Source organism: Mycolicibacterium brisbanense, from assembly GCF_001570425.1.
Classification (GTDB): Bacteria; Actinomycetota; Actinomycetes; order Mycobacteriales; family Mycobacteriaceae; genus Mycobacterium; species Mycobacterium brisbanense.
Genome location: NZ_BCSX01000040.1, coordinates 35,034 through 51,730, shown reverse-complemented (window position 1 = coordinate 51,730; position 16,697 = coordinate 35,034). Strand labels below are relative to the sequence as shown.

The following is a 16,697-nucleotide window of genomic DNA, read 5'->3' as shown; positions in this document are numbered from 1 at the left end:
ACCTCCCGTGACGCCCACCGTCACGGGAGGTGCACATGAATCATTCAGGGAAGCGCAGCGGGGCTGTACTCCTCCAGCATCTCGGTGACCAGCGCGGCGATCGGCGAGCGTTCGCTGCGCTGCAAAGTGATGTGCGCGAACAGGGGGTGGCCTTTGAGCTTCTCGATGACCGCCGCGACGCCGTCGTGGCGACCGACCCGCAGGTTGTCCCGCTGTGCGACGTCGTGGGTGAGCACCACGCGTGAGCCGGCGCCCAGCCGCGACAGCACGGTCAGCAGCACGTTGCGCTCCAGCGACTGCGCCTCGTCGACGATGACGAACGAATCGTGCAGCGAGCGGCCACGGATGTGGGTCAGCGGCAGCACTTCGAGCATGCCGCGCGACAGCACCTCTTCGAGCACCGCCGGACTGGCCAAGCCCTCCAGCGTGTCGAAGACGGCCTGCGCCCACGGGCCCATCTTCTCGCTCTCACTGCCGGGCAGGTAGCCGAGATCCTGGCCACCGACGGCGTAGAGCGGACGGAACACCACGACCTTGCGCTGCGTGCGGCGCTCGAGCACCGCCTCCAGGCCCGCGCACAGCGCCAGCGCCGACTTGCCGGTGCCTGCCTTGCCGCCCAGCGAGACGATGCCGACGGATTCGTCGAGCAGCAGATCCAGTGCGACGCGTTGTTCGGCTGACCTTCCCCGGAGGCCGAACACTTCGCGATCACCACGGACCAGCTGCACCCGCTTGTCGGCGTTGACCCGTCCCAGCGCATGCGAGTTTCCGCCGAGCAGACGAATTCCCGTGTGGCACGGAAGGTTCCGGGCATCGGCCAAGTCGATCTCACCCTCGGCGAACATCGCGTCGATGTCCTCCGCGGCGACATCCATCTCGGTCATCCCGGTCCAACCCGAGACCACGACATCCTGGGCGTGGTACTCGTCGGCGGCCAAGCCCACCGCGCCGGCCTTGACCCGCAGCGGAATGTCCTTGCTCACCAACGTGACTCGTTTGCCCTCCGCGGCCAGGTTGGCCGCACAGGTCAGAATGCGGGAATCGTTGCTGTCGGTACGGAAGCCCTGCGGCAGCACAGTCGGATCGCTGTGGTTCAGCTCGACGTGCAGCGTCCCGCCCTGTGTCCCAACCGGAATCGGCTGGTCCAGCCGTCCGTGTTCGAGACGCAGATCGTCGAACATCCGCAGTGCCTGCCGGGCGAACCAGCCCAGCTCGTGGTGGTGCCGTTTGGCTTCCAGTTCGCTGATGACAACCAGCGGAACCACCACTTCATGCTCAGCAAACCGGCTGCAGGCCCAGGGATCGGACAGCAACACGGAGGTGTCGAGCACGTAGGTACGGACAGGCGAATCAGTCACGTGGCGCTCCTAGAGGCGAAGCTCGTTACGCGGCCCCACACGAACTTCTCGGTGGACGCTGCGGCACCAGGACCGGGGCCGGTCCTCTCGCAATCGATACGATCGGTACCGCCCGGACAGCAGAGCATGTCGCTAGCCATCGGAATCGACGCTACCCCCGCCGCGCCGAATGCGCCTGACAGGCGCGCCGTAGCTAACCCGCCGGCACGTTAAGTGTTGATGAACTGCTGGAGCTCGGCCTCGCCTGCCAGACCCCACGCGGCGATGCGATCGGCGATCACCTTGCGCAGTGCGGCCTTGTCGAAGATGCCGGCCTCGGCCACCAGCGCCACCTTGTCGCCGTAGGCGTCGATATCCGCGCCGATCACGTCGAGCTCGGCCGCGCGGGCGGCGATCGCGGCGACGGTTTCGTCGCGGTGCCCCTCGAGCAGGAACGAAACCAGGTTCGCGAAGAACTCCTCGTGACGCTCCTCGTCACCGGCGATCCGGCCCAACAACGATGCGAGCACCGGCTCGGTGACCTGCGCCTGCAAGTTGCGGCAGTACACCGCGTGGGCCCGCTCGAAGAACGCCATGAACACCAACGTCTCGATCTGGCTGAAGCTGTCGGCTCGGTAGCCCTTCATCACGTGCTCGACGCGGACGTCCTCGTTGGCGGCCGGGTCGATCTCACGGGTGACCACCAGGTAGTTGCGCAGCGCGACTGCGTGCAGATGCTCCTCGGCGGTCCAGCGGCCGAGGAACCGGCCCCACTTCTCCTCCAGGATGAAGTGTTCGACCAGCTCGCGGTGGTACCCGGCGAGGTTGTCCTTGGTGATCAGCAGGATCTCCAAGGCATCGGTGACCTTCTTGGGCAGGGTCACCTGGGAGGGATCCCAGTCCCGTCCACCTAGGAATGCGAAGTTCTCGCCCTGGTCGAACGGCACGTAATCGTGGGCATACCAGAGATCCTCGGAATCGATGTGACGACGCAGCTCGGCGCTCACCACCGGCTCCAGCTCGAGGGTCAGCGCATTAGGGACAGGTTTCTGTGCCATGAAGTAACTGTAACCCTAGTACACAGGTTCCTTGAAATTGGGGCCGGACGGCGTGTCGCACACCACGCCGACAGCTCCTGTGAGTCTCCTGATTATGCAATCTAGCTGCGTAAATGCGCTCTACGCTGAACCATGACACTCCAACTGCAAGCACGCCGGATGCTTGTCGCCACCGCAGCCGCAGGCCTCGTCCTCGTGCCCGTCACCGCCGCCGTATCGGGCTCGCCACCGCGCGCCCTCGCCGACGATTGCACGTCCAGTGACGTGCAGGACAGCTACTCCCTGTCCTGCGTGCCGACCATGATCCCCGACACCAGCGATCAGCTCACCGAGGACGAGATCGCCCAGCCCGGGTACAACGGCCACAGCGGCGGGGGCGGCGGTCACCGCTGACCGACTCCTAGAGCGTCAGTCCGGGGTACAGCGGGTTGGCATCGAGCAGCTCAGCCGATGCGGCGTGCACACGCTCGGCGGTGCCGTCGGCCATCTTGTACTTGGCCTTGGACGAGCCGTCGGGCTGCGTGTTGGACAGCACCTCGACGATCAACTCGGCGACCCGGTCGAAATCATCGGCGTCGAATCCGCGGCTGGTCAGCGCCGGGGTACCCAGCCGCACACCGCTGGTGTACCAGGCGCCGTTCGGGTCCGCGGGGACCGAGTTGCGGTTAGTGACGACGCCGGCGTCCAGCAGCGCTGATTCGGCCTGACGGCCGGTGAGCCCGAACGAGCGCACGTCGAGCAGCACGATGTGGTTGTCGGTACCGCCCGTGACCAGCCCGGCATCGCGCTTGGTGAAGCCGTCGGCCAGCGCCTGGGCGTTGTCGGCCACCTGCTGCGCGTAAGCGCGGAACGCGGGCTGGCGGGCCTCGGCCAGCGCGACGGCCTTGGCGGCCATCACGTGTGACAGCGGGCCGCCGAGCACCATCGGGCACCCCTTGTCGACCGCGGGTGCGAACTCCTCGGTGGCCAGCACCATGCCGCCCCGCGGACCGCGCAGGGACTTGTGTGTCGTGGTGGTGGTGACGTGCGCGTGCGGCACGGGATCCTCGTCACCGGTGAACACCTTGCCCGCCACCAGACCTGCGAAGTGCGCCATGTCGACCATCAGCGTCGCGCCCACCTCGTCGGCGATTTCCCGCATCTTGGCGAAGTTCACGCGGCGCGGGTACGCCGAGTATCCGGCGACCAGGATCAGCGGCTTGAACTCGCGGGCCGCTGCGGCCACGGCGTCGTAGTCGAGGAACCCCGTCTCCGGGTTTGTGCCGTAGCTCTGCTGGTGGAACATCTTGCCGGAGATGTTGGGCCGGAAGCCGTGGGTCAGGTGGCCACCGGCGTCGAGCGACATGCCGAGCAGCCGCTGATTGCCCAGCTTGTTGCGCAGGGTTTCCCAGTCCGCTTCGGACAGGTCGTTGACGTGCTTGGCGCCGAAGTTGGCGAGCTCGGGGGCCTCTACCTTGGTGGCCAGGATCGCCCAGAACGCAACGAGATTCGCGTCGATACCGGAATGTGGCTGCACGTAGGCGTAGGGCGCGCCGAACAACTCGCGCGCATGCTCGGCGGCCAGCGCCTCGACGGTGTCGACGTTCTGGCAGCCCGCGTAGAACCGGTGCCCCACCGTGCCCTCGGCGTACTTGTCGGAGAACCAGGTACCCATGGTCAGCAGCACGGCCGGCGACGCGTAGTTCTCACTCGCGATCAGCTTGAGCGAATCCCGTTGATCGGCAAGCTCTTTGCGGGTGGCTGCGGCCACTCTGGGCTCAACCGACTCGATCACCTGCAGTGCGGCCTGATAGGCGGCGCTGGCGGTGTCGGCGTAATCGGCGCCCGAAGCCGCCGGCAAGGTGGAGGACGAGTCTGCTGCCATGGCGTTCAGCCTAGTCGTGGCGGGTCAGGTCAACGGTCCCGGGCCGGGCTGGCCCGGCGGGTAACCGGGATACGGATACGGCTGTTGAGCCGGTGTCGCCGTCGCGATGTCCTTGGTCAGCTTGCCGTGCAACACGATCCACGCGCCGATCCCGACGAAAACCGATACGGCAGACAGCACGTCGCTGACGGTCTTCATGCCCGGCCCCTCGCCGAACATCTTCATCAGCACCGACGGAAACGGGATGGGGCTGTCGCCTGCGTCGACGCAGGTGAGTCCGAACACCAACATCGCTGCCCACAACACCATCTGAGCCCAGGCCTGCCCGGAGGTGAGCTCCCGGCGGCCACGCTCACGCATCAGCCGCGTCGTCAGCCACAGGAGGAAGAGCAGTATCGGCGATGCGAGGACGCCGAAAATCACCATCCAGCCCATCGGCACGAACAGCCCCCGACCCACGATCATCCACAGCACCAAGAGCACGTTGAGAGGCATCGCCAGCGCAGGGATATCCTGCCGAAGTTCTGACACCTACCGAGCCTAAGCCCGCAACGTCGACGGGATCAGCGGCTCATCGAGCAGCCTGCCGAACCGCGAAGTCAGTGTCACACCATCGGGCCGGGCATCGAGCCACGCCCGCAGCAGCCGGTAGCCCTCGATGTAGGTGCTGGTGTACGCCCGCCACAGCGGCGACGACAGGAATCGCAGCATCTGCCGGGCCCGCTCGTCATTGACCAGCAGCCACCGCTTGAGGAATGCGACGACGTCGTCGACGTCGCGGTGCTCGTCGTGCAGCATCAGCGCCGCGTCCTGACGCACATCGGCCAGCCCGGCCATCGCCTCCGACACGGCTTCTGCCCGCTCGCCGTCGAAGCGCAGGCCCAAGTCGGCGTAGATCTCCGACGCCCAGGCGCCCCAACCATGCTTCTTCCCCGTCGCTGCGCTCGCCCCATCCCCGATCGCGGCGTACAGCGCCAGATCGGCCAGGCCCTCGGCCATGAGGCACTGCGGGGTGTTGACCAGGAAGATCGTCTGTTCCAGCTGGCCCTGCCGCTCCACCAACCCGGCCTCCTTGCGGCAGTGCTCGGTGTGGTGACCGGGGTAGGACTCGTGGGCGACCAACCGGGGCAGGTTGGCCATCTGCTGCTTGAGGTCGGCGTTGACGGCCACCGTCGAGCGATAGTCACCGTGGTAGTAGTTGAAGCCCGACCACGGCTTGTCGGTGACCACCTCGTAGGTGATGGTTTCGGTGTCGGGCAGCGGGTATTCGGCACGCACCCGGTCCCGCAGCGCCGAGGAGAACGCATGGATGCACTCCTCGAGACGCTCCGGGGGGATCTCGTCGCCGGTACGGTGCGCCTGGATGCGCTCGGCCAGCGGGCCCGTCCCACCGAGCGCCTCATCGAGCTTGGCGTGCGCCTCGCGGTACCGCTCGGGATCGCCCTTGGTGATCCGGACGTCGAAGTAGGCCTGCACCTCGTCGACAAAGCCGACCTGTTCACCGGCGAACTTGCGCCCCGCACAGTTCAGCGCGCGCAGGTGCGCGGCGAGATATTGGGCGCGGTCGGCGCCCAGATCCTGCGGTATTTCACCGAGCAGCCGGTCCGCCTGCCGGGCCAGGTCCGCGGGGTCGGGCGCGGGCTCGTTCTCGACGGCGCGACGCAACGCCGGGTCGCCGGTGAACGAGTCGACGTAGCCCTCCTCCACGCGGTCGAAGCGCAAACCGAGCAGCAGATATTCGCGGATGAACGCATCTGAGGGCGCCCCTATGTCGATACCGGAGTCCATGCCCTCAACCGTAAATGTAAGACTGACCGAATGCCGCGGCCCAGCGAGCCGAGCCCCTATGTGGAGTTCGACCGAATCCAATGGCGTTCGCTGCGCATGTCGACGCCGCTGAAACTCACCGAGGATGAACTGGTGCGCCTGCGCGGCATGGGCGAGAAGCTCGACCTCCTCGAGGTGGAAGAGGTCTACCTGCCGCTCGCCCGACTGATCCACCTGCAGGTCGCGGCGCGTCAGCGGCTTTTCGCCGCCACCGCCGAGTTCCTCGGTGAGCCGCAGCAGAACCCGGACCGGCCCGTGCCGTTCGTGATCGGGGTGGCGGGCAGCGTGGCGGTCGGCAAGTCCACCACCGCGCGTGTACTGCAGGCACTGCTGGCCCGCTGGGAACACCATCTGCGCGTCGACCTGGTCACCACCGACGGATTCCTCTACCCGAACAAGGAGCTCAACCGCCGGAACCTGATGCACCGCAAAGGTTTCCCGGAGAGCTACGACCGCCGGGCGTTGATGCGGTTCGTCACCGCGGTGAAGTCAGGGGCCGACGAGGCCTGTGCACCGGTCTACTCGCACCTGCTCTACGACATCGTGCCCGGCGAGAAGCTGGTCGTCCGCCATCCCGACATCCTCATCCTGGAGGGGCTCAACGTCCTGCAGACCGGGCCTGCGCTGATGGTGTCGGACCTCTTCGACTTCTCGGTGTACGTCGACGCACGCATCGAAGATATTGAGAAGTGGTACATCTCACGATTCCTGACCATGCGCTCGACGGCATTCGCCGACCCGGCGTCGCACTTCCACCACTACTCGACGCTGACCGACGAGCAGGCCGTCTTCGCAGCGCGCGACATCTGGCATTCCATCAACCGGCCCAATCTGATCGAAAACATCCTGCCGACCCGGCCGCGCGCGACCCTGGTGTTGCGCAAGGACGCCGACCACGCCATCAACCGGCTGCGGCTGCGGAAACTCTGACCGCCGAAAGGCCCGTTGCCGCACGCATTCTCGCGCTTCGCGTGCGACAACGGGCCACTGGGCAGTGTGTGTCACGCCGGGATGCGGCGGACCCCGATGAACTGCCATTCCGCCATCACCGCGGTGTAGATACCGGTGGCGATGACGATCACTCCGCCTGCCGTGGTGAGGGTCATGGTGAGCACGGCGGCCACCGCGATCACCGTGCAGAGCGCGTTGGCCACCGCGGTGCCGATCCCCGCGGGGCGCACCCGATCCATGGCCGCGAGCGCGAAGACGACGATGCCGTAGCCGACGGAGAAGATGCCGACGCCGTATTCGATGGACTTCGGCAGGCCGGTGAGATCCGAGAACCACCCGGCGGTGGCGAGCAGGACGATGCCGGTGATGCCGACGAAGATCGCGTCGACCCGCATGGCCAGCCGCAGCAGGCTATCGGATGCGCTCGCGGTACGGGGCGTACTGATGGCGGTCATGTTCTCTCCTTCGATGGTGGGTGTTGAGGGTGAGCACGGTGCGAGGACCACAGCCGCAACCTCTACGGATGCGACCCCCGCACCGGCTGGAACGGGTCACGCCAGACGGCGCACTCCGCGGTATTGCAGCCAGGCCAGGCCCAGCGTGATGGCGACGAACCCCAGCAGCAGATCCGTGCCCAGCGCCGTCAGCGGCAGCCATCCGGCCAGGACCGCTGTGACCGCCACCGCCCCGAACGCGACGTTGCCTGCGAACACCGCGGTGCCGACGCGGCGGATGTCGGGTAGCGCGGCCAACGCGTACAGCAGTGCTCCGTAGCTGACGAGGGCGGCGCCGACGAGCCAACCGGCTGTCGCGGTGAGGCCGGCAAGCCGGGCCAGTGGATCGGCCACCATGGCGCCGAGTAGGCCCACCGCCGCGCACACCGTGGCATCGGCGCGCAGGGCGAACCGCAGCAGCGCGGTGTCCGCGGTACCGCCTGTCCGGGCGGATTCGTGAAGTGGTCGGGTCGCGAAGGCGGTCATGGCTGGCTCCTCGGCAATGAGGCGGTGTCGAGCTTTTCGAACACCTCCGACATTGCTCATGGCGCACTGCCAGATCGACGCCGGACGCTGCCAAGTACTGCCAACCGCAGGTCAGGCCCTATTGCGCCGCCTGGCCCGATGCGGGGACCAAGCTCCCGCGCAGGTCTGCGGCGATCACCTTGGCCGCGGCATTCTGCCAGTTGTGCAACGACCGCTGAGGTACTTCGGTGACCAACCACTGCCAGGCCTGCCGGGCGACCGGGTCGAGGCCTGCCGCAGTGGCGTTCTGCGCGTAGGCACGCACTCCGACGACGTACGGAAAGTACAGCGAGTTGTAGTGCCGCCACTGCTCGGTGGTGCCGAAGTCACCGCCGTCGCGGGGCTTGAGGGCCGCGATGCGATCGGCGAGCAGGGCCTTGAGTTCGTTTGCCCGCTCGAGCGGTTGATCGGCCGCGCCCCGTTCGGCCAACCGGGCGTCGATGGCGGGCAGCGCAGTGAGCGGGCTGGCCATCAGCTTGGAGAGGTCACCGTAATGCCCGAGCGCGCGGCGGGTGAGCCGGGCGAACGCGTCGTCGTCGACATCGTCGAGCGGGCTGCCCGAGCGCAGCGGCAGCGCGGCCTCCGTCCGGCGCAGCGCCTCGCGATCGGCGCGCAGGGCCGGCGAGCGCGAGAACGCCAGCCGGTCGAGCAACCCGGCCAGCGGATCGGCGAGCACCTCCACCGCGACGGCGACGGCGAGGCTGGTGAACAACAGCACCGTCATGGCCACCCGGCCGTTTCCGGCGAGCACGGCCGCCCCGATGAGCGCCTGGGCACCGAACGGCACCGCGATCACCAATGTCCCGAGAATCGACCGCCGCATGTCGGCGCGCAGTGCCTGTCCTTCGTCGAACGCGTCCCAGATGGCCACCGCGATACCCAGCAGTGCGACGTCAAAACCGGTGGACGCCAATGCCAGCCAGCTGGGGAGCAGCCCGAGCGGGATGACGATGATCGCGTTGCCGAGTGCGAAGAACAGCGTCGCGACGATGATGAAGCCCACCACGGATCCGGGCTTGGCCCCGCCGACGACAGCCTTGATCATCGCGCCGAGCGAGGCCAGGGATATCACGGCGAACATCACCCAGTGCCCTGGGCGCAGCGGCCCGACGACACTGCCGGCCAGTGCGGCCCCGGCGAAAGCGGCCACTGCGACGGCGAAGATCGCGGCGAACTCCCCGGCTCTGGCGCGCCACGTGTCACTCGGCCGGGACAGCTCGATCATCACCGCGAACCAGGCGATGCCCGGCAGCGCGACCAGATAGATCTCGACGCGGCTGAGCACGTCCGACCCGCTGACGAGCCGCACGGCATCGAGGGCGACGACGACGGCGAAGCTGGTCAGCCCGATCGCGGCGCACACCAGGACCGGTTTGCGCGGGTCGCGGGCAAGCAGGTAGAGCCCCAGCCACCAGCTGAGCGTGAAGACCACCGCCGACAGCGCAGCCATGAATCCCAGTGTGGCACGCGCCTACTTGCCGAAGCGGCGGTGCCTCGCGGTGTAATCACGCAGCGCGCGCAGGAAGTCCACGCGCCGAAACGCGGGCCAGTACGCCTCGGTGAACCACATCTCCGAATAGGCGCTCTGCCACAACAGGAATCCGCTCAACCGCTGCTCCCCCGAGGTCCGGATGACCAGATCGGGATCGGGTTGGCCCGAGGTGTAGAGGTTCTCCGAGATGCCCTCGACGGTGACGGCATCGATGAGCTGCTCGGCGGTGGCGCCGTTGGCCAGCTCTTTGTTGAGCAGTGACCGCACGGCGTCGACGATCTCCTGCCTGCCGCCGTAGGCCACCGCCACGTTGACGTGGAACTTGCCGCCGTTGCCGTTGGTGCTCTCCACTGCCTCACGCAACCGGCGGGCCGGTTCGTCGCCGAGCAACGACAGATCGCCGACCGTGCGCACGCTCCACTTGTTGACCGGCGCGCAGATCTCCTCGACCACGTCGGTGATGATCTCGATCAGCCCGGACAACTCTTCGGGGTCGCGTTGCAGGTTCTCGGTGGAAAGCAGGTACACCGTCGCCATCTCGATGCCTGCGGCCTGACACCACCGCAGCATCTCGGCGATCTTGGCCGCGCCCATGCGATAGCCGATGCTGACGTCGTCGTGACCTGTCTCACGCGCCCACCGCCGGTTGCCGTCGCACAGAACCGCGATATGGCGGGGCAGTTGGGCTTTGGACTGCGCCAACTCCTGACGCAACCGCATCTCGTAGAGCCGGTAGGCCGGTTCTTTGAGGCGCGGGGGAATGATGTCCACGAGAATCCAGACTACTGTCATAGCCAGGGAACCCATCGCTGTTAACGGAGGTGAGATGACCGCGGACGCGAGGAGCTCCAATATGACCGCGGACGCGACGAGCACCGATCAGGCCCCGCCGATCGATGCCACCAAGCCCTACCGCTCAGCGGCAGCAGTGAACCGGCCCGCCGAAGATCTGCCCGCCGCGGTTGCCGACGGTGTCGCACAGTTCCTCGGCAAGCCACGCGCTCGCGGCTGGATTCACGTCTACTCGGCGGTCGTCGCGTTCATCGCCGGCGCCGCATTGGTGTCGGTGTCGTGGTCGGTCGAATCCACCCGCGCCGGTTTGGCGACTCTGCTCTACACCTTCACCATCGTGGCGATGTTCACGGTCAGCGGCACGTATCACCGCGTGAACTGGAAGTCGGCCAACGCGCGCAAATGGATGAAGCGCGCGGATCATTCGATGATCTTCATCTTCATCGCGGGCAGCTACACCCCGTTCGCGTTGCTGGCGCTTCCGGAATCCAAAGGCATGGTGCTGTTCTGGATCGTCTGGGGCGGGGCCATCGCGGGTGTGCTGCTGAAGATGTTCTGGCCGTCGGCACCCCGCTGGCTGGGTGTACCGCTGTACATCCTGCTGGGCTGGGTGGCGGCCTGGTTCATCGGCCCGATCATGAACGGCGCAGGTGTGGCAGCGGTGGTACTGCTGATCGTCGGCGGTGCCCTGTACAGCATCGGTGGCGTGCTGTACGCACTGAAATGGCCAAACCCCTGGCCGACGACGTTCGGCCATCACGAGTTCTTCCACGCCTGCACGGCGGTGGCGGCGATCTGCCACTACATCGCCATGTGGTTCGCGGTGTTCTGAGCCCCGGCCTACAGCTTGACGGTGTCAGCCGGAGACCAGTAGGCCTTCATCGCAGAGATCTTGCCGTCGGCGTCGAACACCATGACGTCTATGGGCTCGATCCGCATGCCGCTGGTGCCGAAGTCCAATGTGAGCCGGAAATGGAACGCGGCTTCGTGGCCGGCCACCCGCAGGGTCACCAGCTCGGTCTTGCTCTTGATGTTCTCCACGTTGGCGTAGAACCCGCGGATGGCGGCCCGCCCGATGTGCACCTCGCCGCCGCCCACCGGGTCCTCGACAGTCGCGTCGTCCGCGTAGAGTTCGGCGATCTCATCAGCACTTCCGTTGGCGACCAGCTCGAGATAGCGGTTGACGGTCTGGGTGATGTGCTCGACGTTCGGCATGGCCGCGAGGCTACACGGCACCGCGTCGGCCGTCCTCGGGTTGACCGGCCAGTGAGACTGCGAGATCCCCGACCGTGGTGACGGGCAGGTCGCACACGCGGCCGCGGCACACGTACGCCGCGTCGGCTCCGTCGACCCGGTCACGTCCTTCCAGCAAGGTGGACGAGTTCGCTGGGCCGCCGACGACGATGGCCCCGCCCGGCGCCAGCGCGCGTGCGGCGGTGAGCAATTCGGCTGACGACGCGTCGCACGCCACCGCGACCTGGATAGGGCCACGGATCTGCGCCTCGCCCACCGTCAGCCAGTGTCCACCCGAGCGGGGCGCCCGAGCCAGGATCGGTGTCGCCGAAGCCAGCGTGTCCTGCGCGGCCGCCGCGTAGGTCTCCGACGCGGTCAGATGCGCAGCGAGTTGCAGCGCCTCCGCGATGAGCGACGCACCCGACGGCGTTGCGCCGTCGACGGGGTCGGCGGGCCGCACCATGAGCTGCTCGGCGTCGTCGGCGGTGTCGAACCAGCGCCCCGGCCGTTGCGGATCGGCGTAGTGACGCAGTGCGGTGTCCAGCAGCCCCAGCGCCTCCGGTAGCCACAATCCGGTGAGCTGATACAGCGTCAGCAGCCCGGTCACCAGTGCGGCGTAGTCCTCGAGGATCGCCGCGCTGTCCCCCACCCGGCCGCCGAGGCTCGCCCGGCGGAGCCGCCCTTCGACGACGTGCAGGTCCAGCAGCCGGCGTGCGCATTCTGAAGCGGCAGTGAGGTATTCGGGGTTGTCCAAGGCCACCGTGGCTTCGGCCAACGCGGTGATGGCCAGCCCGTTCCACGCCGTGACCACCTTGTCGTCGCGTGCGGGTTGCGGACGGGAACCGCGGTGCGCCAACAACTTCGAGCGCACGCATGCGAACCGGGCGGCGTCGTCGGGGTCGACGGGCAGCTGCAGCACCGACGCGCCGTGCTCGAAGGTCCCGTCGGCGGTGACAGCGAAAACCGAAGCCGCCCAATCTCCGTCGTCGTCACCGAGCACTTCGGCCAATTCACCGGGCGTCCACACATACGTCAGGCCCTCGCGACCGGCCGCATCCGCGTCCAGTGAGGACGTGAACATCCCGGCGGCCCCGAGCCCGGCAATGATGAAGCCCGCCGTCTCATCGGCCACCCTGCGCGCCAACAGATCACCGGTGCGCCGCGCCCAGTGCGCATACGCCCGCAGCAGCAACGCGTTGTCGTAGAGCATCTTCTCGAAGTGCGGCACCACCCAGTACGGATCCACGCTGTACCGGGCGAACCCGCCTGCCAGCTGGTCGTAGATGCCGCCGCGGGCCATGGCCGCACCGGTGCGTGCGACCGCCTGCAGCGTCGCGTCGGATCCCGTGCGTTCGTAATGCCGCAGCAGGCCTTCCAGAAGCGCGGACGGCGGGAACTTCGGCGCCTTGCCGAATCCGCCGTGCGCGGTGTCCTCGTCGCGCAGCACCGCGGCCACCGCGTGATCGCACAGTTCGGGTCCCACCGGCGCACCACCACCGGGCAGCCCGGCCGACATCGACCGCAGCTCCGTCGCGATCTGCTCCGACGCCCGCTCGACCTCGTCTCGGCGGTCGCGCCAGGTCTCGGCCACCGCCGCCAGCAGCTGCAGGAAACCCAGCTTCGGGTAATAGGTACCGCAGAAGAACGGCCGCCCGTCAGGGGTCAGGAAGCATGTCATCGGCCAGCCGCCCTGCCCGGTCAACGCCACGGTCGCGTTCATGTAGACGGCGTCGAGGTCGGGGCGTTCCTCGCGGTCGACCTTGATACAGACGAATCCGTCGTTCGCCGCAGCCGCAACCTCGGGATCCTCGAAGGATTCATGGGCCATCACATGGCACCAATGACATGCCGCGTAGCCGATCGACAACAAGATCGGGACGTCGCGTGCGGCCGCCTCTGCCAGTGCCTCGGCCGACCACTGTCGCCAGTGCACCGGATTGTCGGCGTGCTGGCGCAGGTAGGGGCTGGTGGCCCCCGCGAGGGTGTTACCCCCCGGACTCACGGGGCTGGCGGTCGTCGGATCTCTCCTCCGAGGTGTCGTCGGATTGTTCGTCTTCCGTGGTCTCCACCGTACCGTCGTCGACGGCCTGGTCCGGCTCGGGATGCTCAGGGTCGAACGATTCCGGCAGCCTGCGCAGGTGCCGGTTCATCGACCAGACCAGGGCGAACGTCCCGACCAGCAGCGCCACCGTGATCAGGAGGCCGAACGGGCTGGCCTTACCGAAATCCGGTCCGGTGTTGCGGGGCTCGTCGGCCAGAAACGTCACGACGGCCGTCAGGGTGTCCATCACTTTTCAATCCCACTGAACAGATCATCCTCGGGCAGGCTCACCGGCACCCGGGACCGGGCCAGCTCGAACTCCTCGGTCGGCCACAACCGCTGCTGCCATTCGATCGGCGCGTGGAAGAAGTGACCGTTGGGGTCGATCTGGGTGGCATGTGCACGCAGCGCGTCGTCACGCTGGCTGAAGTACTCCGAACATTCGATCCGGGTGGTGACCCGGCCCGCGAACGCGTCGTGCTCGGGATCCCAATGCTCGAGCCATTTGGCGAACGGACCCTCCTGGCCGTTCTTGGCGAACTCGTCCTGCAGCAGTTGCATGCGCTCCCGCAGGAACCCGTGGTTGTAGTACAGCTTGGATACACTCCAGGGGTCACCGGCATCGCGGAACTGCATGTAGTCGGCGGCGGCCTCGTATGCGGCGACCGACACCTGGTGGCAGCGGATGTGGTCGGGGTGCGGATATCCGCCGTTCTCGTCGTACGTGGTCATCACGTGCGGCTTGAACTCGCGGATCACCCGCACCAGCCGGGACACCGGCTCTTCGAGGGGCACCAGGCCGAAGCAACCTTCCGGCAGTGGCGGCAGCGGGTCCCCCTCGGGTAGTCCGGAGTCGACGAAGCCCAGCCAGTGGTGCTCGACGCCGAGGATCTCGGCGGCCTTGGCCATCTCGTCGCGCCGGACTTCGGCGATCCGGCCGTGCACCTCCGGGATGTCCATCGCCGGGTTCAGAATGTCTCCGCGCTCGCCGCCGGTCAGTGTGACAACCATGACGCGCACACCTTTGGCCGCATAGCGCGCGGTGGTCGCCGCACCCTTGCTGGACTCGTCGTCCGGGTGGGCGTGCACCGCCATCAACCGCAGTTCACTCATTTCGTCTCATCTAACTACGGCGACCTCTTGTGTAATCCAATGCCTGCGCCGGTTGGCCGAAGGCTGTCCCCGCCTATAGTTCCAGTTCTGATGATCGAACGCCCCGCCGCCCGGTACGGACGGCAGTCCATGCCCCGCCGGAACCGTCGCTGGATCCTTGCCGCCCTCGTCGCTCTCGTGGTGGTGGCCGGCGTCGCTCTCGCGGTCGCCGCATGGCACAAATTCGCCAACAACGACGTGAAAGGCGAGCTCACAGCCTACGAGTTGGTCGGCGACGACACCGTCTCGGTGACCATCGGGGTGACCCGTCCTGACCCGTCGCGGCCGGTGGTCTGCATAGTGCGGGCCCGTTCGATCGACGGCGGGGAGACCGGCAGGCGCGAAATCCTGGTGGGTCCTTCGACGCAGAATACGGTTCAGGTCACCGCGGTGGTGAAATCGAGCAAACCGCCCGTCGTCGGTGATGTCTACGGCTGTGGGACGGACGTGCCATCGTACCTGGTAGCGCCTTGATTTGAGCCGCCGCAACAAACGCCGAACTGCGAATACATGAAGATCGGCTGTCTGTTCGGTGCTAAGCTGGTCGGATACACGGTTCCGCGCTGGGGCCGTGTATTGCTGCATTAGCCCGCAGAAATCACTTGCGCTAGCGGCAATACACGCGGAACACTCCCGGCCCGAAACCGAGGCTTTCGCATGCGAGGCAACAACGACAGGAGCGCGAAGACATGACCGACACCCAGGTCACCTGGCTCACCCAGGAAGCTTTCGACCGGCTGAAGGCCGAACTGGATCAGCTGATCGCGAACCGGCCGATCATCGCCGCCGAGATCAACGACCGCCGCGAAGAGGGCGATCTGCGCGAGAACGGCGGCTACCACGCTGCCCGCGAAGAGCAGGGCCAGCAGGAGGCCCGCATCCGCCAGCTGCAGGAACTGCTCAACAACGCCAAGGTGGGCGAGGCCCCCAAGCAGTCCGGCGTTGCGCTGCCCGGTTCGGTGGTCAAGGTCTACTACGACGACGACAAGAGCGACACCGAGACGTTCCTGATCGCCACCCGCCAGGAGGGCATCAGCGACGGCAAGCTCGAGGTGTACTCGCCCAACTCGCCACTGGGTGGGGCCCTGATCGACGCCAAGGTCGGCGAGACCCGCACCTACACCGTGCCCAACGGCAACACCGTCAAGGTCACGCTCGTCAGCGCTGAGCCGTACCACTCGTAACGTACGGCTCGCGGGGGAAGCACTACAGTCGGGGCAATGGCGCAAATCGCCGAAGATCTCTTTCTGCTGTTGCTGGACAATGCCTCCGCGCAGCCTGGTCTGGACCGGCGGCGCCGTGAACGAGTCTTGGCCGCCGCCGTCCTCCTCGACCTTGCCTACGCCTGCCGGATCCGTCCGGCACTGGCCGACGAGCCCATCGAGCCGGGTCTGCTGATCGCCCTCGAAGGCAATTGGCCGGCCGATCCGGTCACCGACCCGGCATTCCAGCTGTTGCGGCGACGTCCGCTTTCGCCTGAGTCGGCGCTGGCCAAGCTCGGCAAGTCAACCCAGCCCGCGCTTGAACTGCACCTGGAGAAAACTGGCCAGATCCACCGGGTTCGCATGCCGGGCAAGGGTTTTCGCGCCACATACTGCTGGCCGCTGGCCAATCGGGAACGTGCCGGGTTGGCCCGCGCAGCGCTGCTGGGCGCGTTGTTCGACGGGCAGAGCCCGGCGCCGACGATCGCCGCCATCATCTGCTTGCTGCACGCGGTCGACGGGCTTGGCGCCGTGCTCAGCCTCAACGAGCGGGGCTGGCGCTGGGTGCATGCCCGGGCAACCGAAATCACCACGGGCGCATGGATCGACGACACCGCCGCCGGGTTACCCGAGATGAACCTGGCAGTGACGACGTCGACCCTGCGCCCAGCCTTGACGAGCTAGTCACCTTCCCCCGCGACAGGTCACCTGCCCCGCGTCAGGTCACCT

At 67.1% G+C, this 16,697-nt stretch carries 19 protein-coding genes; 6 read left to right on the top strand and 13 right to left on the bottom strand.

What is annotated here, in order from left to right; all coding sequences use genetic code 11:
• Window positions 1–44: 44 nt before the first annotated feature.
• Window positions 45–1,358, bottom strand: a complete 1,314-nt coding sequence (locus tag RMCB_RS22770) for an RNA 5'-3' helicase PhoH2 (protein WP_029366372.1) — start codon at window positions 1,356–1,358, stop codon at window positions 45–47.
• Between the two features lie 209 nt (window positions 1,359–1,567).
• Window positions 1,568–2,395, bottom strand: a complete 828-nt coding sequence (locus RMCB_RS22765; protein WP_062830589.1) for an acyl-ACP desaturase — start codon at window positions 2,393–2,395, stop codon at window positions 1,568–1,570.
• 132 nt (window positions 2,396–2,527) lie between these two features.
• Here RMCB_RS22765 and RMCB_RS22760 point away from each other — a divergent pair, with 132 nt between their 5' ends.
• Window positions 2,528–2,788 (top strand): hypothetical protein, encoded by a 261-nt coding sequence (locus tag RMCB_RS22760; RefSeq protein ID WP_062830588.1) that lies wholly within the window; start codon window positions 2,528–2,530, stop codon window positions 2,786–2,788.
• Window positions 2,789–2,795: 7 nt separating this feature from the next.
• Here the strand turns inward: RMCB_RS22760 and RMCB_RS22755 are convergent, their stop codons facing one another.
• The 3 genes from RMCB_RS22755 to RMCB_RS22745 are packed head-to-tail and all read right to left on the bottom strand — an operon-like array spanning window position 2,796 to window position 6,047.
• On the bottom strand, window positions 2,796–4,259 hold the full coding sequence (locus RMCB_RS22755; RefSeq protein WP_029366369.1) for a glycine hydroxymethyltransferase: 1,464 nt from the start codon (window positions 4,257–4,259) through the stop codon (window positions 2,796–2,798).
• Window positions 4,260–4,283: 24 nt separating this feature from the next.
• Window positions 4,284–4,790 (bottom strand): hypothetical protein, encoded by a 507-nt coding sequence (locus RMCB_RS22750; RefSeq protein ID WP_062830587.1) that lies wholly within the window; start codon window positions 4,788–4,790, stop codon window positions 4,284–4,286.
• A gap of 9 nt (window positions 4,791–4,799) precedes the next feature.
• Complete coding sequence (locus RMCB_RS22745) at window positions 4,800–6,047, bottom strand: hypothetical protein (RefSeq protein ID WP_062830586.1); 1,248 nt, start codon at window positions 6,045–6,047, stop codon at window positions 4,800–4,802.
• Between the two features lie 30 nt (window positions 6,048–6,077).
• Between RMCB_RS22745 and coaA the strand changes: the two genes are divergently transcribed.
• Window positions 6,078–7,016: a type I pantothenate kinase gene (gene coaA / locus RMCB_RS22740; protein WP_029366366.1), complete on the top strand. Its 939-nt coding sequence runs from the start codon at window positions 6,078–6,080 to the stop codon at window positions 7,014–7,016.
• 71 nt (window positions 7,017–7,087) lie between these two features.
• Here coaA and RMCB_RS22735 read toward each other — a convergent pair whose 3' ends face one another.
• The 4 genes from RMCB_RS22735 to RMCB_RS22720 form a co-directional block, all read right to left on the bottom strand.
• Window positions 7,088–7,492, bottom strand: a complete 405-nt coding sequence (locus tag RMCB_RS22735; protein WP_062830585.1) for a hypothetical protein — start codon at window positions 7,490–7,492, stop codon at window positions 7,088–7,090.
• 96 nt (window positions 7,493–7,588) lie between these two features.
• Entirely contained in the window at window positions 7,589–8,017 is a 429-nt protein-coding gene (locus RMCB_RS22730) for a hypothetical protein (RefSeq protein WP_062830584.1), read from the bottom strand.
• 118 nt (window positions 8,018–8,135) lie between these two features.
• Window positions 8,136–9,506, bottom strand: coding sequence for a hypothetical protein (locus RMCB_RS22725; RefSeq protein WP_062830583.1), 1,371 nt, complete (start codon window positions 9,504–9,506; stop codon window positions 8,136–8,138).
• A gap of 21 nt (window positions 9,507–9,527) precedes the next feature.
• Window positions 9,528–10,319 carry a (2Z,6E)-farnesyl diphosphate synthase gene (locus RMCB_RS22720; RefSeq protein WP_062830582.1) on the bottom strand — a complete coding sequence of 264 codons (792 nt, stop codon included), beginning with the start codon at window positions 10,317–10,319 and terminating at the stop codon, window positions 9,528–9,530.
• Window positions 10,320–10,401: 82 nt separating this feature from the next.
• Between RMCB_RS22720 and trhA the strand changes: the two genes are divergently transcribed.
• Window positions 10,402–11,172 (top strand): PAQR family membrane homeostasis protein TrhA, encoded by a 771-nt coding sequence (gene trhA / locus RMCB_RS22715; protein ID WP_062830581.1) that lies wholly within the window; start codon window positions 10,402–10,404, stop codon window positions 11,170–11,172.
• Window positions 11,173–11,180: 8 nt separating this feature from the next.
• On the opposite strand, the gene RMCB_RS22710 is transcribed toward trhA, so the two are convergent.
• The 4 genes from RMCB_RS22710 to mca are packed head-to-tail and all read right to left on the bottom strand — an operon-like array spanning window position 11,181 to window position 14,727.
• The gene (locus RMCB_RS22710) at window positions 11,181–11,555 is read right to left on the bottom strand and encodes a nuclear transport factor 2 family protein (protein WP_062830580.1); all 375 of its coding nucleotides are present in this window, start codon (window positions 11,553–11,555) and stop codon (window positions 11,181–11,183) included.
• A 10-nt stretch (window positions 11,556–11,565) separates the two neighbouring features.
• Complete coding sequence (locus tag RMCB_RS22705) at window positions 11,566–13,575, bottom strand: thioredoxin domain-containing protein (protein WP_062830579.1); 2,010 nt, start codon at window positions 13,573–13,575, stop codon at window positions 11,566–11,568.
• Complete coding sequence (locus tag RMCB_RS22700; RefSeq protein WP_029366358.1) at window positions 13,559–13,861, bottom strand: hypothetical protein; 303 nt, start codon at window positions 13,859–13,861, stop codon at window positions 13,559–13,561. The genes RMCB_RS22705 and RMCB_RS22700 overlap by 17 nt, the downstream gene beginning before the upstream one ends.
• Complete coding sequence (gene mca, locus RMCB_RS22695) at window positions 13,861–14,727, bottom strand: mycothiol conjugate amidase Mca (RefSeq protein ID WP_062830578.1); 867 nt, start codon at window positions 14,725–14,727, stop codon at window positions 13,861–13,863. The genes RMCB_RS22700 and mca overlap by 1 nt, the downstream gene beginning before the upstream one ends.
• Window positions 14,728–14,817: 90 nt before the next feature.
• Here mca and RMCB_RS22690 point away from each other — a divergent pair, with 90 nt between their 5' ends.
• The 3 genes from RMCB_RS22690 to RMCB_RS22680 all read left to right on the top strand — a co-directional run bounded on the left by RMCB_RS22690 (window position 14,818) and on the right by RMCB_RS22680 (window position 16,652).
• The gene (locus tag RMCB_RS22690; RefSeq protein ID WP_062830577.1) at window positions 14,818–15,240 is read left to right on the top strand and encodes a DUF4307 domain-containing protein; all 423 of its coding nucleotides are present in this window, start codon (window positions 14,818–14,820) and stop codon (window positions 15,238–15,240) included.
• A 215-nt stretch (window positions 15,241–15,455) separates the two neighbouring features.
• Window positions 15,456–15,950 carry a transcription elongation factor GreA gene (greA, locus tag RMCB_RS22685; protein ID WP_029366355.1) on the top strand — a complete coding sequence of 165 codons (495 nt, stop codon included), beginning with the start codon at window positions 15,456–15,458 and terminating at the stop codon, window positions 15,948–15,950.
• A gap of 36 nt (window positions 15,951–15,986) precedes the next feature.
• The gene (locus RMCB_RS22680) at window positions 15,987–16,652 is read left to right on the top strand and encodes a GOLPH3/VPS74 family protein (RefSeq protein ID WP_062830576.1); all 666 of its coding nucleotides are present in this window, start codon (window positions 15,987–15,989) and stop codon (window positions 16,650–16,652) included.
• The last annotated feature ends 45 nt before the right edge of the window (window positions 16,653–16,697 follow it).